This is a genomic window from Promicromonospora sp. NPDC023805 (genome assembly GCF_040639635.1).
Taxonomy (GTDB): Bacteria; Actinomycetota; Actinomycetes; order Actinomycetales; family Cellulomonadaceae; genus Promicromonospora.
In genome coordinates this window covers 110,352-135,415 of record NZ_JBFAAH010000013.1, presented here as the reverse complement: position 1 = coordinate 135,415, position 25,064 = coordinate 110,352, and the positions used below count along the sequence as shown (strand labels likewise).

Annotated in this window: 20 protein-coding genes; 6 read left to right on the top strand and 14 right to left on the bottom strand. The window is 71.3% G+C overall.

The genetic code is table 11. From position 1 onward, the window contains the following. Positions 1-15: 15 nt before the first annotated feature. From atpB to secA, 12 genes are all read right to left on the bottom strand, one after another. Entirely contained in the window at positions 16-909 is an 894-nt protein-coding gene (gene atpB / locus AB0F70_RS14655) for a F0F1 ATP synthase subunit A (protein ID WP_357449156.1), read from the bottom strand. A gap of 136 nt (positions 910-1,045) precedes the next feature. After that, a complete protein-coding gene (locus tag AB0F70_RS14650; RefSeq protein WP_357449154.1) occupies positions 1,046-1,498 on the bottom strand; it encodes a hypothetical protein in 453 nt (150 codons plus the stop codon). Next, positions 1,495-2,802, bottom strand: coding sequence for an MraY family glycosyltransferase (locus tag AB0F70_RS14645; RefSeq protein ID WP_357449152.1), 1,308 nt, complete (start codon positions 2,800-2,802; stop codon positions 1,495-1,497). The genes AB0F70_RS14650 and AB0F70_RS14645 overlap by 4 nt, the downstream gene beginning before the upstream one ends. Beyond that, entirely contained in the window at positions 2,799-3,512 is a 714-nt protein-coding gene (locus AB0F70_RS14640; protein ID WP_357449150.1) for an L-threonylcarbamoyladenylate synthase, read from the bottom strand. Before AB0F70_RS14640 ends, AB0F70_RS14645 begins: the two co-directional genes overlap by 4 nt. A gap of 52 nt (positions 3,513-3,564) precedes the next feature. Continuing rightward, entirely contained in the window at positions 3,565-4,551 is a 987-nt protein-coding gene (gene prmC / locus AB0F70_RS14635; protein ID WP_357449148.1) for a peptide chain release factor N(5)-glutamine methyltransferase, read from the bottom strand. Between the two features lie 96 nt (positions 4,552-4,647). Beyond that, the gene (prfA, locus tag AB0F70_RS14630; RefSeq protein ID WP_357449146.1) at positions 4,648-5,739 is read right to left on the bottom strand and encodes a peptide chain release factor 1; all 1,092 of its coding nucleotides are present in this window, start codon (positions 5,737-5,739) and stop codon (positions 4,648-4,650) included. Positions 5,740-5,926: 187 nt separating this feature from the next. Next, positions 5,927-6,145, bottom strand: coding sequence for a 50S ribosomal protein L31 (gene rpmE, locus AB0F70_RS14625; protein ID WP_116676698.1), 219 nt, complete (start codon positions 6,143-6,145; stop codon positions 5,927-5,929). Between the two features lie 137 nt (positions 6,146-6,282). Continuing rightward, on the bottom strand, positions 6,283-8,226 hold the full coding sequence (rho, locus tag AB0F70_RS14620; protein WP_357449143.1) for a transcription termination factor Rho: 1,944 nt from the start codon (positions 8,224-8,226) through the stop codon (positions 6,283-6,285). A 299-nt stretch (positions 8,227-8,525) separates the two neighbouring features. After that, positions 8,526-9,542, bottom strand: a complete 1,017-nt coding sequence (thrB, locus tag AB0F70_RS14615) for a homoserine kinase (RefSeq protein ID WP_357449141.1) — start codon at positions 9,540-9,542, stop codon at positions 8,526-8,528. After that, complete coding sequence (gene thrC, locus AB0F70_RS14610) at positions 9,542-10,657, bottom strand: threonine synthase (protein WP_357449220.1); 1,116 nt, start codon at positions 10,655-10,657, stop codon at positions 9,542-9,544. Before thrC ends, thrB begins: the two co-directional genes overlap by 1 nt. Before the next feature lie 16 nt (positions 10,658-10,673). After that, positions 10,674-11,966, bottom strand: a complete 1,293-nt coding sequence (locus AB0F70_RS14605) for a homoserine dehydrogenase (protein WP_357449218.1) — start codon at positions 11,964-11,966, stop codon at positions 10,674-10,676. Positions 11,967-12,195: 229 nt separating this feature from the next. Beyond that, positions 12,196-15,180 carry a preprotein translocase subunit SecA gene (secA, locus tag AB0F70_RS14600; protein WP_357449139.1) on the bottom strand — a complete coding sequence of 995 codons (2,985 nt, stop codon included), beginning with the start codon at positions 15,178-15,180 and terminating at the stop codon, positions 12,196-12,198. 298 nt (positions 15,181-15,478) lie between these two features. Here secA and AB0F70_RS14595 point away from each other — a divergent pair, with 298 nt between their 5' ends. From AB0F70_RS14595 to mnhG, 6 genes are read left to right on the top strand one after another with little or no spacing between them, the layout of a single operon-like run. Continuing rightward, positions 15,479-18,496: a Na+/H+ antiporter subunit A gene (locus AB0F70_RS14595; protein ID WP_357449137.1), complete on the top strand. Its 3,018-nt coding sequence runs from the start codon at positions 15,479-15,481 to the stop codon at positions 18,494-18,496. Further along, positions 18,493-19,005 (top strand): Na(+)/H(+) antiporter subunit C, encoded by a 513-nt coding sequence (locus tag AB0F70_RS14590; protein ID WP_357449135.1) that lies wholly within the window; start codon positions 18,493-18,495, stop codon positions 19,003-19,005. Before AB0F70_RS14595 ends, AB0F70_RS14590 begins: the two co-directional genes overlap by 4 nt. Continuing rightward, positions 19,002-20,669, top strand: coding sequence for a Na+/H+ antiporter subunit D (locus tag AB0F70_RS14585; RefSeq protein WP_357449133.1), 1,668 nt, complete (start codon positions 19,002-19,004; stop codon positions 20,667-20,669). The genes AB0F70_RS14590 and AB0F70_RS14585 overlap by 4 nt, the downstream gene beginning before the upstream one ends. After that, on the top strand, positions 20,666-21,295 hold the full coding sequence (locus AB0F70_RS14580) for a Na+/H+ antiporter subunit E (RefSeq protein WP_357449131.1): 630 nt from the start codon (positions 20,666-20,668) through the stop codon (positions 21,293-21,295). The genes AB0F70_RS14585 and AB0F70_RS14580 overlap by 4 nt, the downstream gene beginning before the upstream one ends. Next, entirely contained in the window at positions 21,292-21,651 is a 360-nt protein-coding gene (locus tag AB0F70_RS14575) for an MrpF/PhaF family protein (RefSeq protein WP_357449129.1), read from the top strand. The genes AB0F70_RS14580 and AB0F70_RS14575 overlap by 4 nt, the downstream gene beginning before the upstream one ends. Beyond that, the gene (mnhG, locus tag AB0F70_RS14570; RefSeq protein ID WP_357449127.1) at positions 21,648-21,995 is read left to right on the top strand and encodes a monovalent cation/H(+) antiporter subunit G; all 348 of its coding nucleotides are present in this window, start codon (positions 21,648-21,650) and stop codon (positions 21,993-21,995) included. The genes AB0F70_RS14575 and mnhG overlap by 4 nt, the downstream gene beginning before the upstream one ends. A gap of 28 nt (positions 21,996-22,023) precedes the next feature. On the opposite strand, the gene AB0F70_RS14565 is transcribed toward mnhG, so the two are convergent. Together AB0F70_RS14565 and AB0F70_RS14560 are read right to left on the bottom strand one after the other, a co-directional pair. Further along, positions 22,024-23,766 carry a cation:proton antiporter family protein gene (locus tag AB0F70_RS14565; RefSeq protein WP_357449125.1) on the bottom strand — a complete coding sequence of 581 codons (1,743 nt, stop codon included), beginning with the start codon at positions 23,764-23,766 and terminating at the stop codon, positions 22,024-22,026. Between the two features lie 25 nt (positions 23,767-23,791). Continuing rightward, complete coding sequence (locus AB0F70_RS14560; protein ID WP_357449123.1) at positions 23,792-25,054, bottom strand: crosslink repair DNA glycosylase YcaQ family protein; 1,263 nt, start codon at positions 25,052-25,054, stop codon at positions 23,792-23,794. Positions 25,055-25,064 lie beyond the last annotated feature (10 nt).

Genomic DNA, 25,064 nt, shown 5'->3' with positions numbered 1-25,064 from the left:
CGCCCGGAGGAGCAATCAGTGCTCCTCCTCCAGCGACATGTTGATGTAGACCGCGGCCAGCAGCGCGAAGATGTACGCCTGCAGGAATGCGACCAGAAGTTCGAACAGGGTCACGAAGATGCCTGCCGGGAGCGTGAGCACCCCGAAAGCCATCAGACCCGTGCCCGCCGAGTCCACGACGAAGAACTGCGTCGCGGCGAAGCAGAGCACCAGCATGATGTGACCGGCGACCATGTTGGCCACCAGTCGGACCGCCAGCGAGCCCGGCCGGATGATCAGGAGCTGCAGCAGCTCGATCGGGGTCAGGATGAAGTAGATCGGCCACGGCACCCCCGGCGGGAACAGGTTCGCCTTGAGGTACCCACCCAGGCCGTGCTTGCGGATGCCGACGGCCCAGTAGGTGACGAACACCCACAGCGCCAGGAGCAGCGGGATGCCGATCCGCGAGGTGCCCGCCAGGTTCAGGCCTGGGATCACGCTCGTGACGTTGAACGCCAGGATCGAGAGAAAGATGGTCGTGAGCATGGGCACGAAACGCTTCGCGTTCTCCTTGCCCAGGATCTCTTCGCCGATCTGCACCCGGACGAAGCTCAGCAGGTATTCGACACCTGCCTGGAACCGTCCCGGCACCACCTTGGCCCGGCGAGCGGCGATCACGAAGACCGACAGCAGCACCAGGGTGGCGATGATCCGGATGATCCAGATGCGATCGATCTGGAAGACAGTGCCCTCGAAGAGGATGGCCGACGGGAAGAAGTCGGAGATCGACGGCGTGTGGAAGCCGCCCTCACCCTCGTGGCCTTCAGTGGCGGCGAGGATTACGGACGTCGCATACGTGGACAGGAGGACTCCCAGGTGGTCATTAGGCCCAGCGCGCGTCACCGCAAAGGGGCGGAACGGGCGCGCCATCGGGCCTGGCCGTCATGGATTCAGTCGTAAGCCTAACCTATGCCGCACCCGGAATTGGCCGGATAACCGCATGGCACGGCGCCTTGTGACTTATTGCGCAATCGTGCGCCGGGTCGTGTCCGCGCCGAATGGCGCGTCAGGCCCCTGCTTCGGGCTCGACGTACGGGACCCGACCGTTCTTGACCGCGCGATAGTCAAGCAGTGCCGACCCCACTGCCCCGAGCAGAAGCACCACGAACAGGACCACGCGGTCGTAGAAGTCGAACCGGGTCAGTACGGCGAGGACGGCGACGAGGACCACCATCTTGGCGATCCAGCTGCCCATCACCACGGCGCCCATCGCGGTCGCGCCCTTGCCGACCGTGTAGATCATCGACCACACGGTCGTCGCGCAGAAGAACGCGGCGAGCGCGGCGCCGATCAGGGCGCCCCAGAGCCCCGGCTGTCCCGCGACCACGAGGCCGACCAGCGAGCCAAGGACCGCGAGCCCTGCCACGAGGATCAGGCAGTCGCGCAGGGCCGTGCGCAGCACCGCCCGCTCGGCAGCGCCCCGGGGGGCGCTGGGTGCGTCAGGTACCTGCTCGGTCATTCGATGGTCTCCTTGGTCTTGGACACGACACTGTGGTGAGCGGTGCCCTGGGAAGCGGCGCTCGGGCGGGACCCGCCCTGCGGAGCGACGAGCTGCGGGACGACGACCTGGACCGGCACCTTGGCCTCGAGCCCGACCCCTGCGGCGGCAGCGGCCCCGACGGCTGCGGGGACCTTCGGCGTCTGGCCCGAGAGCGCGGCGACGTCGTCGTCCAGGAAGCGGCCGCGGTGGCGCAGCGGGCCAAGGGTGGCCAGCAGCGCGAGCACCACGAACACGGTGGTCCAGATCAGCACGACCTCCCAGTCCCACCGCACGAGCGCCGCGGCGCTGAACGCGAACACGGCGGTCCACACGTACAGGATCACCACTGCACGGCGGTGGGAATGACCGAGGGCCAGCATCCGGTGGTGCAGGTGCATACGGTCAGGTGCCATCGGCGACTTGCCCGCGGCGAGCCGCCGGATGACGGCCAGTCCCATGTCGAGCAGCGGCAGCATGAGCACCGCCACCGGAAGCAGCAGCGGGATGAAGGCGGGTAGCGCCTGGGCGCCGGTCATGATGCCCGGCGGGATGTTGCCGGTGACGCTGATCGCCGCACCCGCCATCACCAGGCCGATCAGCATCGAACCGGCGTCGCCCATGAAGATGTGCGCCGGGTGGAAGTTGTGCGGCAGGAAGCCTATGCACACGCCCACCACCACGGCGAGGACGACCGAGGGCAGCGTCGCGTAGTCGTCCGCCGAGACCTGCTGGGTGAGCCCGTACGTATACAGGAAGAACGCGGTGCCGCCGATCGCGACGATGCCGGCGGCCAGCCCGTCGAGGCCGTCCACGAAGTTCACCGCGTTCATCGCGATGACGATGATCAGCACGGTCACCACGAGCGACATGCGCGACGACGTGATGGTCACGCCCGCGATCGGCATCGTGATGAGCTGGACGCCCTGCAGCGCCATGAAGCCGGCGGCCAGGACCTGGCCCGCGAGCTTGGTCATCCAGTCGAGGTCCCACTTGTCGTCGGCCCAGCCGAGCGCGCACACGATGGCGGCGCCGCCGACGATGCCCCACACCTGGGGATCGTCGAACACCCCGGACAGGAACGGCATCTGCGAGGCCAGCAGCATCGGCACGACGATGCCGATCAGCATGGCGAGCCCGCCGAGGCGCGGTGTCGGCACGGAGTGCACGTCGCGCGCCCGCACGGCGGAGATGGCCGAGGTCCTCATGGCTACCCAGCGGGCAAAGGGCGTGGTCAGGAACGTGACCGCAGCGGCCACGAGCATCAGGAGCAGGTACACCCTCACTCGTCGTCCTCCGCGGCACCGGCCGGGGGAGCGCTCGGGTCGTCCTCGGGCGACACCTGTGGTCCTTCGACGTCGGCGACCGCACGCAGCGCTTCGAGCGACACGGCGCCCTCGCGCACGACGCGCAGCACCGGGCCCGTCGCGTCCACGATCGTGGAGGCGACGCCACCCGGCGCCTCGCCCCCGTCGAGGTAGACCGCGACCGAGCCGCCGAGCTGAAGCTCGGCGTCCGCGACGTCCTGCGCGGCCGGGCTGCCCGACTTGTTCGCGCTGGAGACGGCGAGCGGGCCGGTGCGCTTGAGCAGGGCGAGGGCCGCGGGGTGGTCCGGCATCCGCAGGGCTACCGTGCCGCCCGTGTCGCCGAGGTCCCACTGCAGCGACGGCTGCGCGCGCAGGATGATCGTGAAACCGCCGGGCCAGAACGCTTCGACGAGCTTGCGGGCGTCGTCGGGCACGTCGATGGCCAGGCCGTCGAGGGTCGCCACCTCGCCCACCAGGACCGGCGGCGGCATCTGCCGGCCGCGACCCTTGGCCGCGAGGAGCGCGGCGACGGCCGCCTCGTCGAACGCGTCGGCAGCGATGCCGTACACGGTGTCGGTGGGGAGGACCACGAGGCCCCCACGGGAGATCGCATTCACCGCCTCGTCGATCGCCGGGCCCCAGGTCTGCGGGTCGGTGGCGTCGAGCACGGGCTGCACAGGCACACTCACGCGGAACAGTCTTTCACGATCCGGGGGCTCCCTGACGCCCCAGGCGATACCTTCATCGCCCGGGACCTGTGCTGCGCTCTGGCCACAGGCGGCGCGCGACCACCATGCGGTGCCTACCCGTCAGGTCCTTGCGGGTCTCGGGCTCGCCGAACACCGGCCGGCCGTCGGCGTCGCGGGCCGCGACGACCATGTCGCGCGCCGCCTCCGCCTGGACCTCCGCATGCTCCATGACGTACAGCCCGCCGGGTCGCAGCAGCCGTGCCGCGGCGTCCGTGATGCCCCGCGGCACCTCCAGCCCGTCCGGTCCCAGCCCGTACAGCGCGACGGCGGGGTCGTGCTCCGCGACCTCGGGATCCACGGGCACGGCGTCCGACGGCACGTACGGCGGGTTCGAGACGACGACGTCGGCCAGCCCGTCGATGCCGTAGAGCGCGGTGCGGGCATCGCCCTTGACGAGGCGCACTATCCGCTCCGGTGGCGTGCCGGGCTCGGTGCCTTCCTTAGTGCCTTCCGTCGTGCCGGCACTCGCGCTCGCGACCGCGGCGCTCAGGGCGTCGACGTTGCGCTCCGCCCAGGCGTGCGCGTCCTTGTCCAGCTCGACCGCGTGCACCCGCGTGCCGGGCACCTCGGTGGCCACCGCGAGCGCGATCGCCCCGGTGCCGGTGCACAGGTCGACGACGACGGCGCTCCCCCGCTCGCCGACGACCTTGGCCGCCTCGTCGATGGCGACCTGCGCCACCTCCTCGGTCTCGGGGCGCGGCACGAAGACCCCTGGGCCTACCGCGAGCTCGAGGTGCCGGAACGCGGCGACCCCGGTCAGGTGCTGCAGGGGCTCGCGGGCGGCTCGCCGGGAGACGAGCCCGGCGAAGACGCCTGCAGCGGAGTCGGGCACCTCACGACCCAGCACCGCCAGGCGCCGCAGCTCGCTCCGGTCGACCCCGAGCGCATACGCCAGCAGCACCTCGGCGTCGGCCTGCGGCGACGCGACCCCGGCGTCCGCCAGCTCCTCGTAGGCCCACTTCAACAGCTGTGTACTCACAGCGCTCCTCCCCCTGCACCCCAAGACTGCCGCCCAGCCGTCCCGGCGGGCAATCCACCGGGCGATACAGCACGCAACACTGCCCTCGCCGGGATGTCACACACCGGACGCCACCGCGAGCCGCGCCGCTTCGTCGGCCTCGATCGCCGACCGCACGACGGCACCGAGGTCGCCGTCGAGCACCTGGTCGAGGTTGTACGCCTTGTACCCGGTGCGGTGGTCCACTATCCGGTTCTCCGGGTAGTTGTACGTCCGGATCCGCTCGGAACGGTCCACCGTGCGGACCTGCGAGCGGCGCAGCTCCGCGGACTCCGCCGCCGCGGCCTCCGCCTGCGCGGCGAGCAGCCGGGCGCGGAGCACGCGCATGGCCTGCTCGCGGTTCTGCAGCTGCGACTTCTCGTTCTGCATCGAGACGACGATGCCCGTGGGGATGTGCGTGATGCGGACCGCGGAGTCAGTGGTGTTGACGGACTGCCCGCCGGGACCGGACGAGCGGTAGACGTCGATCCGCAGGTCGTTCTGGTCGATCTCGAGCTCGCCCGGGTCGTCGACCTCGGGGAACACGAGCACGCCGGCCGCCGACGTGTGGATCCGGCCCTGCGACTCGGTGACCGGCACGCGCTGTACGCGGTGCACTCCGCCCTCGTACTTGAGGCTGTGCCAGACGCCGTCCTCGGGGCCCTGGACGTTCTTCGCCTTGATGGCGACCTGCACGTCCTTGTAGCCGCCCAGGTCGGACGCCGTGGCCTCCAGCAGCTGCGTCGACCAGCCCTGCTGCTCCGCGTAGCGCAGGTACATGCGCAGGAGGTCGCTGGCGAACAGCGCGGACTCCTCGCCGCCCTCGCCCGCCTTGATCTCGAGGATGACGTCGCGGCTGTCGTCCGGGTCGCGCGGCACCAGCACGCGGCGCAGCTTCTCCTCCGCGACCGCCTCGGCCGCCCGGAGGCTCGGCAGCTCCTCGGCGAACGCGGCGTCCTCCGTGGCCAGCTCGGCGGCGGCCTCGGCGTCGTCGTGCGCCTGCTCCCAGGCGCGGTACGCGCCGACCACCTGGTTGAGCTCGGCGTACCGCCGGCCAAGGGTCCGCGCGCGCCCCGCGTCCGCGTGCACGGCGGGGTCGGCAAGCGCCGACTCGATCTCGGCATGCTCGCTGATCAAGGGCCCGACACCGGCGAACGCTGACTCGGTCACGATCTCTCCTAGGTACACCGCTCGTTGAGTGCGGGATATTCGCCCTCTCGCACGCGTCGAGAGGGCGAATATCACGCACTCAACGAGGCGGGGCGAACAGGTTGTGGGGAAACGACAGCGCCGGTGGTCCGGTACCCGACTGCCCCTGGAGAGGTTGTCGGGCCGGACCACCGGCGCTGCGAAGTCGCTAGCTGTCGGCGTCCTTCTTGCCGTAGCGCGCCTGGAACCGGGCCACGCGGCCACCGGTGTCCATGATCTTCTGCTTGCCCGTGTAGAACGGGTGGCAGGCGCTGCAGACGTCGGCGCTGATCTTGCCGGACGTCTCGGTGCTGCGCGTCGTGAAGGTGTTACCGCAGGTGCAGGTGACCTCGGTGACGACGTACTCGGGGTGGATTCCAGCCCTCATGTTGCTCCTTGGTGAGATGCCGCTGGGTCGCCCTGCAGAACAGCAGTGACGTGAACCAGCGAGCCAGCAAGTCATTCTGCCACTTCCTCGCCCGTGCGGGCGAGGAAGAGCGGTGTGACGTAGGTCGGACCGAACTGCTAGACGGTCTCGCCCACGTTGTCGTCCTCCGTGAGACCGCCCGGCGTCGTCTTCTGCACGTGCAGCAGGAACTCGACGTTGGTCTTGGTCTTCCGGAGCTGTCCGAGCAGGAGCTCGGCGGCCTGTGTCTGGTCGAGCGCGCCCATGACGCGGCGCAGCTTGTAGACGATCGCGAGCTCGTCCTTCGACATGAGGATCTCCTCGCGCCGGGTGCTCGAACCGTTGACGTCGATCGCCGGGAAGATGCGCTTCTCGGCAAGGGACCGCGAGAGCCGCAGCTCCATGTTGCCGGTGCCCTTGAACTCCTCGAAGATCACCTCGTCCATCTTCGACCCGGTCTCGACCAGGGCGGTGGCCAGGATGGTCAGCGAGCCGCCGTCCTCGATGTTGCGGGCGGCGCCGAAGAACTTCTTGGGCGGGTAGAGCGCCGCGGCGTCCACACCACCGGACAGGATCCGGCCCGACGCCGGGGCGGCCAGGTTGTAGGCGCGCGACAGGCGGGTGATGCCGTCGAGCAGCACCACGACGTCCTGGCCCAGCTCCACGAGGCGCTTGGCCCGCTCGATGGCGAGCTCGGCGACCAGCGTGTGGTCGGAGGCGTGCCGGTCGAACGTCGAGGAGATGACCTCGCCCTTGACCGAACGCTCGAAGTCGGTGACCTCTTCCGGACGCTCGTCGACCAGCACGACCATGAGGTGGACCTCAGGGTTGTTGAGCGAGATCGCGTTGGCGATCTGCTGCATCATCAGCGTCTTGCCGGCCTTGGGCGGGGCGACGATGAGGCCACGCTGGCCCTTGCCAATCGGGGCGACGATGTCGATCACGCGCGGCGTGAGCTTGGTCGCCTCGGGGTTCTCCAGGCGCAGGCGCTCCTGCGGGTACAGCGGCGTCAGCTTGGTGAACTCGGGGCGCTCGCGCGCCTCCTCCGGCGTCATGCCGTTCACGGAGTCGAGGCGCACCAGGGCGTTGACCTTGTTGACCTTGGCGTTGCGCCCGATCGGCTGCTGCGTCGGCAGCTCGTCGCCCTCGCGCGGCTGGCGCACTGCGCCCACGACGGCGTCGCCGCGACGCAGGCCGGCCTTCTTGACCTGGTTCAGCGAGACGTAGACGTCGTTGTTGCCCGGCAGGTACCCGGAGGTCCGCACGAACGCGTAGTTGTCGAGGATGTCCAGGATGCCGGCGACGGGCAGCAGCACGTCGTCCTCGCGCACCTCGGGGACGTTCTCGAGCCCCGCGACGTCCGGGCCCGTGCGTCCGCGGCCGCGCTTGCGGTCGCGACCCCGGTCCCGGCCCCGGCGGCGACGCGAGTTGCGGTCCTCTTCGAGCTCGTTGGCACGCTCGTTGTTCCGCTCGGCGGCACCGGCACCGGCACCGGCTGCGGCAGCTGCGGCGGAAGCGGCGCGTGCGTTGCCGCGGTCGTCGCTCCGCTCGTTCGCACGGTCGGTCACGTTGGCACGGTCGCCGCCGCGGGCGTTCTGCCGGCCGGCACCGGCCCGGGCGTTGCGGCCCTCGCCGGACTTCTCGGCGGTCCCGTCCGGAGCGCTCTGCCCTCGGCTGGCGCGGCGCCCGCTGCTCTCCCGCGGGGCGGCGACGGCGTCTGCTAGCTCGGCCAGACGGGCGGCCTTGTCAGCCTCCGCGTTCGCGTCGGCGCGCACACTCGAGGTGGCGACCCCGGCGGCGGCGACCGGCGCCTCGGCGCGGGCAGGCTTGTCATTGGTGGTGGGCTTCTCGGTAGCGGAGGCGGCACGGACCGGACGCTTCGTCGCGCCGCCCGTCTTCTCGCGGATGGTGTCCACGAGGTCGCTCTTGCGCATCCTGGAAGTGCCCTTCACGCCCAGGTCTCCGGCGAGTGCCTGGAGCTCGGCGAGGCGCATGCTGCTCAGTGCTCCGGTCCCGGCTGCGCGGCCGGCGGCTGACTGAGCGTTTTCGGTGGTGTCTGTCACGAAGGACCCTTCCCCCTCGAACTGCGGCTTGTCGCGTGATCGCGGGCCGCGGGATGTGTGGGCGCCCGGCGCTGAATGGCCGGAACGCGGAAAACCTCGCATCCGTGGTACGACGACGACGGCTGACGGGGGCGTTGTCTGCCTTCTCGCGAGATGCGGTGGCCGCTGATCACGGCCTGCAACGGGCACGACCGACCGGCTGAGACTCTGTGAAGCAGCTCTGCCGGCTTAGGCGGTGAAGAACCGATGTTGAATCCGAATTCTCGCCACCATGGCTCAGGACGTGCAATCCCGAAGGTTCACTGCATACTACCACCCCGTATAGCTGGTGATCCTGGTAAGACTTGACTCCCCGTTGCACCTGACGACCCGGACGATAGCGCACCCGTGTTACCTGAAATCCTCCGGGCACGCGCGCCGGTCATGTCGATTCCGGGAGTGAGTCGCCGCCACCCGGCGGTCTCGTCGACGAGGTCCGCGAGGACCGCGTCGCGCCGCTCCCGATGACCCGGCCCGGCCAGCACGAGGACCGTCGGACCCGCACCCGAGACGGTGGCCGGCACACCCGCGTCGCGCAGCGCACGCAGGAGCTCGCTTGACGCCCCGAGCACCGCCGCGCGGTAGGACTGGTGGAGGCGGTCCTCGGTGGCGTCGAACAGCAGCTCCGGACGCCTGGCCAGGGCCTCCACCAGGAGGGCGGCCCGGCCGGCGGTGAACGCCGCGTCGCCGTGCGACACGTGCTCCGGCAGGGCGGCCCGTGCTCGGGCCGTCGCGAGCCGCGCGTCCGGCACCAGCACGGTGGCCTCGATCGTCGGGTCGACGTCGAGGCCGACGGCACGCGGGCCGTCGTCGGTGGTCCACGCGACGGTGGCACCGCCCTGGATGGCGGGCGCCGCGTTGTCCGGGTGTCCCTCGAACTCGGTGGCCAGCGCCAGCACCATGGCGGCGTCGATGGCCCGCGGCTCGGCCAGGAGGGCCCGCGCCGCGACGATCCCGGCCACGACCGCCGCGGACGACGACCCGAGCCCCCTGCCGTGCGGGATCACGTTGTGGCAGGTCATGTGGATCCCGGTGGGTACGGCACCGGCGAGGTCCATGGTGCGCCGCAGCGCACGCACGACCAGGTGGTCCTCCCCGAGGGGCACCTGCCCTGCGCCCTCGCCGTGGACGTCCACCACTACATCGTCGCTCGCGACGAGGCGCACCTCGACCTCGTCGTACAGGGCGAGTGCCAGGCCGAGGGAGTCGAACCCAGGTCCGAGGTTCGCGCTCGTGGCGGGCACCCGGACCCGCACGTGGTCGGCGCCGAGCTGCATCAGAGGGAGAGGGCGTCGGCGATCGAGACGACGTCGGCGGACACCCGCACGGGTTCCACCTCGCCGCCGTCGGGCGTGCGCAGCGCCCAGCCCGGGTCCTTGAGCCCGTGGCCGGTCACGGTGATCGTGATGCGCGCGCCCGCGGGCACCAGGCCGCGCTCGTGCCGCGCGAGGAGGCCCGCGACGCCCGCCGCGGAGGCGGGCTCCACGAACACGCCCACCTCGGCGGAGAGGATGCGGTGTGCCGCGAGGATCTGCTCGTCGGTCACGGCCTCGATGACACCGCCGGACGTGTCCCTTGCTTCCTCGGCGAGCTGCCAGGAGGCGGGGTTGCCGATGCGGATGGCCGTTGCGATGGTGTCCGGCTGGTCGATCGGGTGGCCCTTGACGATCGGGGCGGCGCCCGCGGCCTGGAAGCCCCACATCGCCGGCGTCCGGCTCGCTGCTCCGGACTCCGCGTACTCCCGGAAGCCCTTCCAGTACGCGGTGATGTTGCCCGCGTTGCCCACGGGCAGGAGGTGGATGTCGGGGGCGTCGCCGAGGGCGTCCACGATCTCGAACGCGGCGGTCTTCTGCCCCTCGATGCGGTCCGGGTTCACGGAGTTCACGAGCTCCACCGGGTGGGTGTCCGCGAGCTTGCGGGCCGCCACGAGGCAGTCGTCGAAGTTGCCGTCGACCTGCAGCAGGCGCGCACCGTGCGCGACCGCCTGGCTCAGCTTGCCCATGGCGATCTTGCCGTCCGGGACGAGCACCGCGCAGATCATGCCCGCGCGCGTCGCGTACGCGGCGGCCGAGGCCGACGTGTTGCCGGTCGAAGCGCACACCACGACCCGGGCGCCGCGCCCGGCCGCCGCGGAGATCGCGGCGGTCATGCCACGGTCCTTGAACGAGCCGGTCGGGTTCATGCCCTCGACCTTGACGTAGACGTCCGCACCGGTGCGCTCGGACAGCGCGGGCGCCGGCACCAGCGGCGTGCCGCCCTCGCCCAGCGTCACGATCTTCTGCTGCACGTGGGCGGGCATGCGGTCGGCGTACTCGGCGATCACGCCGCGCCAGAGGCGCGACGTGGGCGCCGCGCCGGAAGCGGCGGACGGGAGGTTCGGTTCAGCAGGCAGCACAGGAGGCACGGGTTCAGCCTTCGACTCTCAGGACGGACGTGATCTCGCGGACCGGTTCGAGCTTGCGCACCGCCGCGATGGTGGCAGCCAGCGACGCCTCACGGGCGGCGTGGGTGGTCAGGAGCAGCTCTGCGGTGCCCTCGGAGGGCCCAGTCTGGCGCATCGTGTCGATCGACACGCCGTGGTCGCCCACTACCCCGGCGACCTGAGCGAGCACGCCCGGCAGGTCGGCGACGAGGAGGCGGACCTGGTAGCGCGTGACCGCGGCGTCCGCGGGCAGCAGCGGGCGGTCCGCATAGGTGGACTCCTGCGGGCCCTTGCCGCCGAGCACCCGGTGGCGCGCCGCCGAGACGACGTCGCCCACGACTGCCGAAGCGGTGGGGCGGCCGCCTGCGCCCTGGCCGTAGAACATCAGCGGGCCGGCCGCGTCCGCCTCGACGAAGATCGCGTTGAACGCGCCCTTGACACCCGCCAGCGGGTGCTCGAGCGGCACGAGCGCCGGGTACACCCGCACGGAGACACCCTCGCCGGTCTGCTCGGCGATGGCCAGCAGCTTCAGGGCGTGACCCGTCCGGGCGGCCCAGGCGACGTCGTCGGCGGTGACGCGCGTGATGCCCTCGCGGGCGACGTCATCCGCGGAGACGCGGGTGTGGAAGGCGAGGCTGGCGAGGATCGCCGCCTTCGCCGCGGCGTCGTACCCCTCGACGTCGGCCGTCGGGTCAGCCTCGGCGTAGCCGAGCTCCTGCGCCTGCTTGACCGCCTCCTCGAGGCCGAGGCCGGTCGTGGCCATCTGGTCGAGCACGTAGTTCGTGGTGCCGTTGACGATGCCGAGGACACGGCGCACGTGGTCGCCCGCGAGGGACTCCCGCACGGGGCGCACTATGGGGATGGCGCCCGCGACCGCTGCCTCGTAGTAGATGTCGACGCCTACGGAGTCGGCAGCCTTGTAGAGCGTGGGCCCGTCGGCGGCCAGCAGCGCCTTGTTGGCCGTGACGACCGCAGCGCCGCTCTCGATGGCACGCAGCAGCAGGCCGCGCGCGGGCTCGATGCCGCCCATCACCTCGATGACGATGTCCGCGCCGTCCACCAGCGAGCCCACGTCCTCCGTCAGGAGCTCACGGGGGATGAAGGCCTCGCGGGGACGGTCCACGTCGCGGACCGCGATCCCGACGAGCTCCAGCGGGGCACCGGCACGGGCAGCGAGATCCGCACCCTGGTCGAGGAGCATCCGGGCCACCTCCGTGCCCACGACGCCACAGCCGAGCAGGGCAACACGCAGCCCGCGTGCGGGCTCGGGAACGTGCACAGGCACAGCGATCCTGCTTTCGTCTTCGGGGAACGGTCCGGTCCGGTGCGAGGTCCACACGGGAGTTCCGGACGTTGCGATCAGGGTAACCGCAGCCACCCACACGGACCCGCCCGTCTCACCCCGGGGTCTGTCGAAGTAGAGCGGGTGTCCGACTCTCCCTGGTATCGCCAGGGAGACTCGGACACCCGCTCTACTTCGACAGACCCCGGGGAGGGTAGCTGGTGAGCTACACCTCGTTGACCCCGTGGCAGACCTTGTACTTCTTGCCCGAACCGCACGGGCACTGCGCGTTGCGCGGCGTTCCGGGGAACGTCCGGCCGTCGCTCGTGGCGGCAGTCGCCTCGCCGTGCAGAGCCGCACGACGACGGGCGCCGTCGGCCGACTGCACGAACGCCGAGCCGGAGCCGTCCTCGTTCGGTGCCGAGTACGTCAGCGACTGCGGACGGCTCGGGGTGTCGAGGCCCTTCGCGAGCAGGATCGGCTCCGTCGCGGCACCCGCCGCACGGCGCTGCCGCGGCGGCGGGAGCTGACCCGGCCGGTCCTGCGCAGGTGCGGCCGCCGGCGGCACCGCAGGGATCTGCGCGGTCGGCGGGGCGTCGGGCTGACCCGTGCCGAGCCTGCCGCGCGGCGGCACCGGGCCGGCGGCGGGCAGCTCCGAGCTACCCTCCCCCGCCTGCTCCGCATCCGGCTGCTGCACCGTGACCTCGAGGTTGAACAGGAAGCCGACCGACTCCTCCTTGATGGCGTCGGTCATCGCCTGGAACAGCTGGAAGCCCTCGCGCTGGTACTCGACGAGCGGGTCGCGCTGCGCCATGGCACGCAGCCCGATGCCCTCCTTGAGGTAGTCCATCTCGTAGAGGTGCTCGCGCCACTTGCGGTCCAGGACCGACAGCACCACGCGGCGCTCGAGCTGGCGCATGGCCGGCGGCGAGAGCTCTTCCTCGCGCGCCTGGTAGGCCACCCGTGCGTCGGACAGGATCTCGTCCAACAGCATCTCGCCGGTGAGCCGGTCGATACCGCCGGCCTCCTCTGCCACCTCCTCGGGCGTGAGCGACACCGGGTACACGGCCTTGAGGGCCGTCCACAGTGCGTCGAGGTCCCACTGCTCGGCGGTGGGACCGTCGGAGGTCGCGTTGGTCACGTACTCCGTGATGGTGTCCGTGAGGAAGTGCTGCACCTGCTCGCGCAGGTCCTCGCCCTCGAGCACGCGCAGGCGCTCGGCGTAGATGACGCTGCGCTGACGCGAGAGGACGTCGTCGTACTTCAGGACGTTCTTGCGGATCTCGAAGTTGCGCGACTCCACCTGGCCCTGTGCGGACATGATGCCGCGCGTGACCATCTTGGACTCGAGCGGCATGTCGTCCGGGAACCCCGCCCGGTTCATCATCGACTCGGCGAGGCCGGAGTTGAACAACCGCATCAGGTCGTCCTGCATCGACAGGTAGAACCGGGACTCGCCCGGGTCGCCCTGACGGCCGGAACGGCCACGCAGCTGGTTGTCGATACGGCGGGACTCGTGGCGCTCCGTGCCGAGCACGTAGAGGCCACCTGCCTCCTTGACCTCGTCGTGCTCGGCGGCGACGAGCTCCTTCGCCTTCTCGAGCGCCTGCGGCCAGGCCGCCTCGTACTCGTCGGGCGTCTCGACCGGGTCGAGACCCCGCTCGGCGAGGTCGGTGACGGCGAGATACTCGGCGTTGCCGCCGAGCATGATGTCCGTACCGCGGCCGGCCATGTTCGTGGCGACCGTGACGGCGCCCTTGCGGCCAGCCATCGCGACGACGGCGGCCTCGCGCTCGTGCTCCTTCGCGTTCAGCACGTTGTGCGGGACGCCGGCCTTCTTGAGCTTGGCGCTCAGGAGCTCCGACTTCTCGACGCTCGTGGTACCCACGAGGACCGGCTGACCGTAGGCGTGCCGCTCGACGATGTCCGCGACCACCGCGTTGAACTTGCCGTCCTCGTTCTTGTAGACGAGGTCGGCCTGGTCGATGCGCTGCGGGTTCTTGTTCGTCGGGATCGGGACGACGCCGAGCTTGTACGTGCCCTGGAACTCGGCGGCCTCGGTCTCGGCGGTACCGGTCATCCCGGAGAGCTTGCCGTACAGGCGGAAGTAGTTCTGGAGGGTGATCGTGGCGAGCGTCTGGTTCTCCGCCTTGATGTCCACCCCCTCCTTCGCCTCGATGGCCTGGTGCATGCCCTCGTTGTAGCGCCGGCCGGCGAGGATACGACCCGTGTGCTCGTCGACGATCATGACCTCGCCGTTCAGCACGACGTAGTCCTTGTCGCGCTTGAACAGCTCCTTGGCCTTGATCGCGTTGTTCAGGAAGCCGATCAGCGGCGTGTTGAGCGACTCGTAGAGGTTGTCGATGCCGAGGTAGTCCTCGACCTTCGCGATACCCGGCTCGAGCAGACCGACGGTGCGCTTCTTCTCGTCGACCTCGTAGTGGGCCGTTGTGTCGGCCTCGCCGGTCTTGGCGCGCAGGGTCCGCACCACCTTGGCGAACTCGTTGTACCAGCGGTTCGCGTCACCGGCCGCGGGGCCCGAGATGATCAGCGGCGTCCGCGCCTCGTCGATGAGGATCGAGTCGACCTCGTCGACGATCGCGAAGTTGTGCCCGCGCTGCACCAGGTCGTCGACCGACCAGGCCATGTTGTCGCGCAGGTAGTCGAAGCCGAACTCGTTGTTCGTGCCGTAGGTGATGTCAGCGGCGTACATCTCCCGCCGCTGCGCGGGCGTCTGACCCGACAGGATCACCCCGGTGGTCATGCCCATGAACCGGAAGACACGGCCCATCAGCTCACCCTGGTACTTGGCCAGGTAGTCGTTGGTGGTGATCACGTGGACGCCGTCGCCGGAGAGCGCGTTGAGGTACGCGGCGGTCGTGGCCACCAGCGTCTTTCCCTCGCCGGTGCGCATCTCGGCGATGTTGCCGAGGTGCAGCGCCGCACCACCCATGATCTGTACGTCGAAGTGCCGCTGGCCGAGCGTGCGGTGAGCCGCCTCGCGGATCGCCGCGAACGCCTCCGGCATGAGCTCGTCCAGGGTGGCGCCGTGCTCCAGGCGTTCCCGGAAACGTGCGGTCTCCTCACGCAGCTCGGTGTCGCTCAGCTCGACGAAGCTGGGCTCCAAGCGGTTGACCTGCTCAGCCACGTTGTGCAGCTTCTTCAGGACACGTCCTTCGCCTATGCGTAGGACCTTGTCGAGGATGGACACGCGGGTTCTCCCAGGTCGTCGTCAAGTTTCGCCGTCGTCCATCGTAGGCCGTAAACCTGCGCCTGTGGCCCAAAGACGGAAGGCGGACCGGTGGGTTCGCTCCAGGGGTAACGACCGCGGACGCCGAAGGGTTCCAGCCGGCCGCTCTTCGGCCCCCTCTCGCACCAGCGGATAAAGTGGCAGGCATCGCCCACCCGCCCGCGCTCGCGCGGCATGGCGTCCCGTGCTCTACCCGGGTCAATCCCCGGGAGACCGGCCACGACGTCCTGCCGAAGAGCCCTGACAGGACGGCCCGGACGTGCTCCTGGTACTGCTTGCCCACGGGGTCCTGGCTCTCGCCGCCCCCGCCCTCGTGACGGCCCTGGGCCGGCGCGCCTTCTGGGTGCTCGCCCTCGGCCCGGCAGGGGCGACGGTCTACGCGCTCGCCCAGGCCACCACGGTCCTGGGCGGCGACGCGCCCGCCGAGCACCTGCGGTGGATCCCGGCGCTCGGGCTCGCGATCGACCTCCGGCTGGATCTCCTGGCCTGGGTGATGCTGCTGGTGGTCGGGGGTGTGGGCACCCTGGTCATGCTCTACTGCAGCGCCTACTTCTCCCGCGAGGCCCGCGGTCTCGGCCGGTTCAGCGGCTTCCTCGTGGCGTTCGCCGGCTCGATGGCGGGCCTGGTGGTCGCCGACGACCTGCTCCTGCTGTTCGTGTTCTGGGAGCTCACCACCGTGTTCTCCTACCTGCTGATCAGCCACTACGCGGACCGCACGTCGTCACGCCGGGCAGCGATGCAGGCGCTGATCGTGACCACCGCCGGTGGTCTGGCGATGCTGGTCGGCGTCGTGATCCTCGGGGTGAGCGCCGGGACCTGGAGCGTCTCCGCGGTCATCGCCGACCCGCCGTCGGGCCCGGCGGTCACCGTCGCGGTGGTCTGCCTGCTGGCCGGGGCGGCCACCAAGTCCGCGCTCGTGCCCACGCACTTCTGGCTGCCCGCCGCGATGGCCGCCCCCACACCCGTCTCGGCATACCTCCACGCCGCCGCGATGGTGAAGGCCGGCATCTACCTCATCGCACGGTTCGCGCCCGCCTTCTCCGACCTCGCGGCCTGGCGGACCGTGGTGCTCGTGCTCGGCGGCGCCACGCTCCTACTCGGCGGATACCGCGCGCTGCGCCAGCACGACCTCAAGCTCGTCCTCGCGTTCGGCACGGTCTCCCAGCTCGGGCTGCTCACGCTGCTCCTCGGCTACGGGACCCGGGCGACGGCGCTCGCCGGGCTGGCCCTGCTGGGCGCCCACGCACTGTTCAAGGCCTCGCTGTTCCTGGTGGTCGGTGTCATCGACGCGGCGACAGGCACACGCGACCTGCGCAAGCTCGCGGGGGTCGGACGCCGCCTGCCGGTGACCGCACTCGCCGCGACACTCGCCACCGCGTCGATGATCGGCCTGCCACCGTTCGCCGGCTACGTCGCCAAGGAGGCGGCGCTCGCCGCGTGGGCGCACGACGGGGACCTGCTCGGCACGATCATGATCGCCGTGGTCGCCGTGGGCTCCGCCCTGACGGTGGCCTACGGGCTCCGGTTCCTGTGGGGCGCCTTCAAGCCGCGCCTGCCGGCCGGAGCCGAGCGGGGCGGCGCAGAGCAGGGCGAGGCCGATCAGGACGGGACGCCGGACGCCGTCCACCCGCAGCCGTTCTGGATGGTCGCGCCGCCGCTGGTCCTCGCGGTCCTGGGCCTCGCGGTGGCGCTCGTGCCGCATCTCGGTCAGGACCTGCTCGGCCCGTACGCGGACACCTATCCGGTCGGCGACCCCGGACACCTCACGCTCTGGGACGGCTTCACCCCGGTCCTCGCGGTCACCGGCGTGGTGCTCCTGATGGGCGCCTGGATGTTCTGGCAGCGCGAGCGCGTCGAGCGGCTGCAGGCGGCGCTCTGGTCCCCGGACGGCGCCGACGTCGTCTACCGGCGTCTCATGCGCGCGCTGGACCGGTTCGCGAGCGACGTCACCGCTGGCACCCAGCGCGGTTCCCTGCCGTTCTACCTCGGCGTCATCCTCCTGGTGCTCGCGATCGGCCCGGGGATCGCCCTCGCGGCAGGCCTCGTGGGCGAGGCCGGGACCGGGCCGCTGCCAGTGGTGGCGGACGCCGCCGGGCGCGACGACGTCCTCCGCCTCGGGCCGTTCGCGGTGGTTCCGTGGGACCGTCCGGCACAGCTCGTCGTCGTCCTCGTGGTCGTGGTGGCCGCGGTACTGGCCGCCCGCGCCCGCCGCCGGCTCAAGGCGGTGTTCCTCGCCGGCGTCGCGGGTTACGGGAACGCCGCGCTGTTCCTGCTGCACGGTGCGCCCGACCTCGCGCTGACCCAGGTCCTGTGCGAGACCCTGACGCTCGTCGTCATGGTGCTCGTGCTGCGCCGCCTGCCCCCGTACTTCTCGGACCGGCCGCTGGCGGCCAGCCGCTGGGTCCGGCTCGCGATCGGCGTGCTCACCGGCCTGGTCGTGATGATGTTCGTCGCGGCCGCGCCGCTCGTCCGTCTGCACGTGCCGGTGTCCGTCGACTTCCCCGAGGAGGCCGAGAAGTTCGGCGGCGGCCACAACATCGTCAACGTCACCCTCGTCGACATCCGGGCCTGGGACACCGTCGGCGAGATCTCGGTGCTGCTCGTCGCGGCCACCGGCGTCGCCTCGCTCGTCTTCCTGCGCCAGCGCAGCGGCGACGTGCTGCGCCTCGACCCCGCAGACGATCCCGGCGAAGGCGAGTCGGGTGAACGGACCGCCCGGGCCGGCACCCGGCAGGTACGGCCCGGCACCTGGCTGCTCGCGGGCCCCACGCTCGACCCGGGCAAGCGGTCGATGCTGTTCGAGGTGCTCACCCGCCTGCTGTTCCACCCGATGATCCTGTTCGCCCTGTTCCTGCTGTTCAGCGGGCACAACTCGCCGGGTGGCGGATTCGCGGCGGGCCTCGTCGCCGGGCTGGCGCTGACCGTCCGCTACCTGGCCGGCGGCCGGTACGAGCTCGGCGAGGCGGCCCCCGTGCACCCCGGTCTCGTGCTCGGCACCGGGCTGTTCCTGTCGGCGGGCGTTGGCCTGGTCGCGCTGGTGGCCGGCCAGGCGGCGCTCGAGAGCACGATCCTCGACCTGCACCTGCCCGTGCTGGGCCACGTCCACCTGGTCACCAGCCTGTTCTTCGACGTCGGAGTGTTCCTCGTGGTCATCGGCCTGGTCATCGACATCCTGCGCACCTTCGGCGCCGAGCTCGACCGGCAGGCCGAACCGCGCTCCCGCACCATCGACTCGCACGGGCGCGCGGGTCACCGGGCCGGGGGTGACCGCGCATGATCGTGCTCGACAACGTCCCCTCCGGCGCGCTGCTCCTGGCCGTCGGCGTCCTGTTCGCGGCGGGGGTGTACCTGCTGCTCGAACGGTCGCTGACGCGCGTCCTGCTCGGCTTCGTGCTGCTGGGGAACGGGACCAACCTCGCGATCCTGCTGGCCGGCGGCCGGGCGGGTGCGCCGCCGATCACCGGGTCGGACGCCGGCGAACCGATGAGCGACCCGCTGGCGCAGGCGATGATCCTGACGTCCGTGGTCATCACGCTCGCGCTGGTCGCCTTCGTGCTGGCCATGGCCTACCGCTCCTGGCAGCTGCACGGCCACGACGAGGTGCAGGACGACCTCGAGGACACCCGTATCGCCCGGCTCGCCGTCGAGGACGCGCCGTCATACGCCGACAGCGACGCCCTGGAGTCCGGGACCACCCTGGACGAGGAAGCGGTGGCCACGCGGGACGAGGTGGCGCTCCCCGACCCCGTCGTGGATCCACGGACCCGCGGGGGTGACGGCTCATGAACCCGTGGACCGTACAGACCCTCGTGCCGCTGCCGGTGCTCGTGCCGCTGTTCGCGGCAGGGCTGGCCCTGGCGCTGCACCGGTACCAGCGCGCCCAGCGGATCATCTCGGTCGTCGCCCTGTCGGTGGTCGTGGCGGCCTCCGTTGGCCTGGTGGTCGCGGCGCACGACGGGCCGGTGGCGCTCGACCTCGGCGGGTGGGCGGCACCGGTCGGCGTCAACCTGGTGGCCGACCCCCTCGCCGCGCTCATGCTGCTGGTGAGCAGCGTGGTGCTGCTCTGCGTGCTGCTGTACTCGATGGCGCAGGGCATCGCGGACAGCAACGACCGGACCGCGCCTGCCTCGAAGGACGCCGAGGAGCTGCGCAAGGCCCTGGAGGCCCAGGACCCGGACGCCGACGAGGACGGCCGCCGCGACGTCCTGCCCGTCGCGATCTTCCACCCGACGTTCCTGATCCTGGCGGCGGGCGTCGCGGACGCCTTCCTCGCCGGGGACCTGTTCAACCTCTACGTCGGGTTCGAGATCCTGCTCGCCGCCTCGTACGTGCTGCTCACGCTCGGCGGCACCAGCGAGCGCATCCGGGCGGGCAGCGTCTACGTGGTCGTCGCACTGCTCAGCTCTATCGTGTTCCTGCTCGCCGTCGGCCTGGTCTACGCGGCGACGGGCACCGTGAACATGGCCCAGCTCGCCGAGCGCCTGCCCGAGATCGATCCCGGCGTGCGGCTGGGCATCCAGGCCCTGCTGCTGCTCGCGTTCGGGATCAAGGCGGCCATCTTCCCGCTGTCCGCATGGCTCCCCGACTCCTACCCGACGGCGCCCGCGCCGGTCACCGCGGTGTTCGCGGGCCTGCTCACCAAGGTCGGCGTCTACGCCATCCTGCGGACCCAGACCCTGCTCTTCCCGCCCGACGAGACGCTGGAGGCGGTGCTGCTCGTCCTGGCGCTCGCCACGATGCTCGTCGGGATCCTGGGCGCGGTGGCGCAGGACGACGTGAAACGTCTGCTCTCGTTCACGCTGGTCAGCCATATCGGCTACATGATCTTCGGCGTCGCGCTGGCGACCCAGGCGAGCACCGCGGCGGCCATCTTCTACGTGGTCCACCACATCACCGTGCAGACGGCGCTCTTCCTGGTGGTCGGGCTCATCGAGCGGCACAGCGGGACGACGTCGCTCGACCGCCTGGGCGGTCTGGCAACCCTGGCCCCCGGCCTGGCGATCCTGTTCTTCGTGCCCGCGATGAACCTCGCGGGCATCCCGCCGCTGTCCGGGTTCCTGGGCAAGGTGGGCCTCCTCGAGGCCGGCGTGCTGAACGGCTCAGGGCTTGCCTGGGCCCTCGTGGTCGGTTCGGTGGTCACGTCGCTGCTGACCCTGTACGCGGTGGTCCGGGCCTGGAACAAGGCGTTCTGGCAGCCCTGTCCCGACGACCGGAAGCTGCCCGACCCGTCTCCCCTGCCCTGGGGCATGGTCGGCCCGACGGCGGCGCTCGTGGCCGTGAGCGTGAGCCTCACCGTCGCGGCGGGGCCGCTGTACGACTACGCGGCGCGGGCGGCCTACATGGCCCTCGACGCGCGCTCTTACGTCGAGGCGGTGTTCCCCGACGGAGCACCACGCGGCACCGGCACGTCCAACGAGGTGACCGACGACGGGGAGGAAGGACCGCCATGACGAGTACCGAGACCGACGCCGAGCGGCAGTCCGAGCGGCCGTGGCGCCGGCGGGCCCGACGGCTCGCCGCGCTCTGGCCGACGATGGTGGTGGGCGCCGTGATCTGGGTGCTCCTCTGGGGCGACCTGTCCTGGGCGAACGTGCTGTCCGGCGTGGCGCTCGGCGCGCTGGTGGCGCTCGCGTTCCCGCTGCCGTCCGTCGGTACGGCCGGGACGCTGCGGCCCGGGCCGCTGGCCCGCCTCGTCGGCCGGTTCGTCGGCGACCTCGTGCTCGCGTCGTTCCAGGTGGCGTGGACCGCGGTCCGGCCGAGCCCACCACCTCGGGGCGGGCTGGTGACGGTCCCGCTGCGCTCGACGTCGGACCTGTTCATCGCGACCACCGCCGGCCTGTCGTCGATGGTGCCGGGCACGGTGGTGGTCGACCTCGACCGGTCCGACGGGATCCTGCGGCTGCACGTGCTCGACCTCGCCGGTTCGGGTGGTCCCGAAGGTGTCCAGGAGTCGATGCGAGCCCTCGAGGAGCGCCTGCTGCGTGCCTTCGCGACGCGTGCGGAGCTGATCCGGCTCGGATTGGCCGACGCGCCCGGCCACCCCGTACCCACACCGGGCAAGGAGGGACAGCCATGATGCTCGTCGTCGGGATCGTCGCCACGGCGCTGCTCGCCGCGGGCGCCCTGCTCGCCGTGGTCCGGATGGAGCGCGGTCCGTCGATGCTGGACCGCTCGGTGGCGTTCGACGTGCTGACCACGGCGCTCGTGGGCGCGATAGCGGTCGAGGCCGCGCTGTCCCGCCGCACCGAGTCGGTGCCGATCCTCGTGGTGCTGTCGATGGTGGGCTTCATCGGGTCCGTGACCGTCGCCCGCTTCGCCGCCGTCGAGCCGCCCAAGGGCCGGCGGCCGGACGGCACGGGGCCGGAGGCCACGGACCCGCCGGGAGGCAAGGATGCTCCGGGCCAGGACGCGCCGGGCCAGGAGGCATCATGAGCGTGGTGACCGATATCGCCGCCGCGATCTGTCTGCTGCTCGGCGCCTTCTTCTCGTTCTCGGCGGGCGTCGGTGTCGTGCGGTTCGACAACCTGCTCGCGCGGCTGCACGTGGTCGCCAAGCCACAGGTGCTCGGCATGCTCCTGCTCCTGACCGGGGTCGCACTCCGGCTGCAGGACCGCGGCTCGGTGACCATGCTCGTGCTGGTCGCGGTCTTCCAGCTGATGACCTCGCCGGTGGCCGCGCACATGGTCGGCAGCGCGGGCCTGCGCACCGGCAAGGTCGACCCGGAGCTCCTGAAGGCGGACGACGGCGGTACCAGGGGGCCGGACGCCGGACGCTGAGGCCCGGCGCTGAGGCTCGGGCGACCGGTCAGCCGGTGCCCGCGCCGGCGGCCGGCTCGCTGACGGGTTCGGCTTCCGGCCCGGTGGTCTGTCCGGTGGTCGGTCCGGTCGCCGGCCCAGTGGCGGGCGCAGGCACCGGTTCGGTGTCCCCACGGTGTGCCGCCTGCAGGTCGCGCATCCGCTCGGCCGCGACGTAGCCGAACGCGGCCTCGGCGGCCTCGTCGGCCAGCGCCAGCCCGGCGGTGCCGTACAGGTGGAACACCGCGTCGGCGCCGTGCCGTTCGAGCTCGGCGACGTCGTCGTCGTACCGCGCGACGGCGGCGACGGTGCCCTCGAAGCCGCTCGCGCGCAGCTGGGACAGGGCGATGAGGTTGGCAGCGTGGAACGGCATGGCGAGGATCGCCAGCCGGACGGCGCCGGCGCTGCGCACCCGGCCCCAGAACTCGATGTCCGTGGCGTCGGCCTGCACGACGGTGAAGCCCTGGGTGCGCAGGGACGCGACGCGCGCCGGGTCGTGCTCCACGCCCACGACGTTCATGCCGTAGTCCTCGCGCAGCTGCCGGACGGCGCCGCGGCCGACGCGCCCCATCCCGAGCACCAGCGCTTCCGCACCCGACACGTCGATGAGCCGCTCCTCCCGGTGCAGCCACTCGTTGGGCTTGGACGGGAAGCGCTTGGCGAGCGCCATCGCGTACTCGTTGCCGCGGGTGTTGACCGCCGAGGAGAGCACGAAGCTGCCCGCGACGGCGACGGCAAGGACCACCAGCCAGTCGTCGTGCAGCAGCCCGGTCTGCGAGCCGACGGCGACCACGATCAGGCCGAACTCGGAATAGTTGGCCAGCACCAGGCCCGACAGGATCGCCGTACGTTTGCGCAGTCGCATCAGGCGCAGCAGCACCGCTGTCACGATGCCCTGCAGCGGGAGCATGAGCAGCATGAGCAGCCCGATCGCCGCTGCCTGCCAGGTGAGCTCGCCGGAGAAGCCGATGGACACGAAGAAGCCGACGAGCAGGAGCTCCTTGAGCGTGAACAGGTTGCGCGAGAGCTCGGTGGCCGCCGGGTGGCCCGCCAGGAGCATGCCCATGACGAGCGCCCCGAGGTCGCCCTTGAGCCCGACGGCGTCGAACAGCGCGTAGCCGGGGCCGAGCGCCACCGCCACGCCGAACAGGGCCTGGAGCTCGCCGTGGCCCACCCTCGACCACACCTTGCGCAGCACCCAGGCACCCGGGATCAGCAGCACGAGGCCGAACGCCCACGGGCTGGGCGGGTGCTCCGACGACACGGAGAGGAAGATGACGGCGATCAGGTCCTGCATGACGAGCACACCGATCGCGATCCGGCCGTAGAGGGCGGACTGGTCGGAGCGGCCGTCGAGCACCTTGACCACGAACACCGTGGAGGAGAACGAGAGGGCGAGCCCCAGCAGCGCGAGGACTCCGAGGCCCTCGCCGGCCAGCATCGTGAACCCGACAGCCCCCAGCAGGCCGAGGAACCCGACCGCGATCGCGATGCTCACCACCAGGTGCGCCATCGTGGTGAACCACACGTCCTTGCGCAGCAGCGTCTTGACGTCGAGCTTGAGCCCGATACCGAAGAGCAGCAGCGTCACGCCCAGGTCGGCGACGGTCCCGAGGTAGCCCGGCTCGGCAAGACCGATCGCGTGCAGCCCGAACCCGGCCACCAGGAACCCCACGAGCGGCGGCAGCCGGAGCAGGACCGCCCCGAGCCCGGCCGCGACCGTGACGAGCAGGAAGATGGCAGCGGTTCCCATGTGCCGAGTTTAGTTGGCGTATGTTTCAGGCAGCGGCCACCGCAGCCTGCAGAGCGGGTGAAAGAGTGCCCTTGGCCTGCACGGATACGCTCGCCAGCCCGAGCCACCCCGCCATCTCGTGGAGCTCCGCCGCAAGCCGCGTCGGGGTGTCCGCGGTCAGCGTCGGTTCGGCGTGCGCGGACTGCACCCGCAGCACCCCGGCGGCTCGATCCGCCTTGAGGTCGACCCGGGCCGTGAGCTGCGAGTCCTCGAGGAAGGGCAGCACGTAGTACCCGTCGACGCGCTGGGCGGCAGGGGTGTAGATGCCGATCCGGTACCGCATCCCGAAGAGGCGCTCCAGCCGCTTGCGCTCCCACACCAGCGGGTCGAACGGCGCGAGGAGCGCCTGCCCGGTGGCCTGTCGTGGCCGGACGGCGTCGCGGTGCAGGAACCACTGCTCGGAGCCGCCCGCCACGCGAGCGGGCAGCAGCACCCCCTCCTCCACGAGATCGGCCAGGGCGCGGTCCGCCACGGGCCCCTTCAGCCGGTAGTAGTCCTTGATGCAGCGCGCCACCCCGATACCGTGCGCCCGCGCCCCGAGCTCCAGCAGCGCCCGCTTGGCCTCGAGCTCCGGCACCTCCCCCAGGGCAGTGGCCGGCAGCACGCGCTCCGGCAGGTCGTACAGCCGCTCGAACTGCGCGTTGCGCCCGGCCGAGACCACCTCGCCCGTGAAGAACAGGTGCTCCACCACACGTTTCTCGGTGCTCCAGTCCCACCACGTGCCGCGCTTGCGGCGCACCGACCGCCCCTCGGACACGAACCGGTCGTGGATCTGGGACGCCGAGAGCGGCCCCTCGGCCGCTACCAGGTTGCGGATCTCGGTGACCTGCGGGGCGTCCGGGAGGCGTACGCCGTCCAGCTCGCGCCAGTCGTACTCCTCGGCGAACCATCTGCGGCGGAAGGCCAGCAACGGCCACGTGCTCGGCGGCACGTAGGCGGCCACGTGCGCCCAGCTCTCCACGAGCCGGCGGTCGGCGGTGGCCGCCCTGCCCGTTCGCCGGGCATACCTGCCCGACGCGGTGGCCCGGTCCAGCAGGCCGGTGTCGTACGAGCCGAGCCGCGAGAACAGCGGCAGCAGGTGCGCCCGCGCGAGGACGTTCACCGAGTCGATCTGGAGCAGGCCCAGCCGGTCGATCACCCCCTGCACGTGCCGCATGGTGCGCGGTCCGGCGGCGCGCGGGCGGTTCAGGCCCTGAGCCACGACGGCCACCCGGCGAGCCTGGTCGAGAGACAACGAGATCGGTTGCACAGGACCATCG

Bases quoted from the DNA above. Each gene is read 5' to 3' on its own strand.
- thrB (WP_357449141.1), bottom strand. From the start codon at position 9,542: ATGCAGCTCGGCGCCGACCACGTGCGGGTCCGGGTGCCCGCCACGAGC.
- AB0F70_RS14565 (WP_357449125.1), bottom strand. From the start codon at position 23,766: ATGGGAACCGCTGCCATCTTCCTGCTCGTCACGGTCGCGGCCGGGCTC.
- atpB (WP_357449156.1), bottom strand. From the start codon at position 909: ATGGCGCGCCCGTTCCGCCCCTTTGCGGTGACGCGCGCTGGGCCTAAT.
- AB0F70_RS14650 (WP_357449154.1), bottom strand. From the start codon at position 1,498: ATGACCGAGCAGGTACCTGACGCACCCAGCGCCCCCCGGGGCGCTGCC.
- rpmE (WP_116676698.1), bottom strand. From the start codon at position 6,145: ATGAGGGCTGGAATCCACCCCGAGTACGTCGTCACCGAGGTCACCTGC.
- AB0F70_RS14585 (WP_357449133.1), top strand. From the start codon at position 19,002: ATGAACCCGTGGACCGTACAGACCCTCGTGCCGCTGCCGGTGCTCGTG.
- AB0F70_RS14590 (WP_357449135.1), top strand. From the start codon at position 18,493: ATGATCGTGCTCGACAACGTCCCCTCCGGCGCGCTGCTCCTGGCCGTC.
- AB0F70_RS14575 (WP_357449129.1), top strand. From the start codon at position 21,292: ATGATGCTCGTCGTCGGGATCGTCGCCACGGCGCTGCTCGCCGCGGGC.
- AB0F70_RS14580 (WP_357449131.1), top strand. From the start codon at position 20,666: ATGACGAGTACCGAGACCGACGCCGAGCGGCAGTCCGAGCGGCCGTGG.
- mnhG (WP_357449127.1), top strand. From the start codon at position 21,648: ATGAGCGTGGTGACCGATATCGCCGCCGCGATCTGTCTGCTGCTCGGC.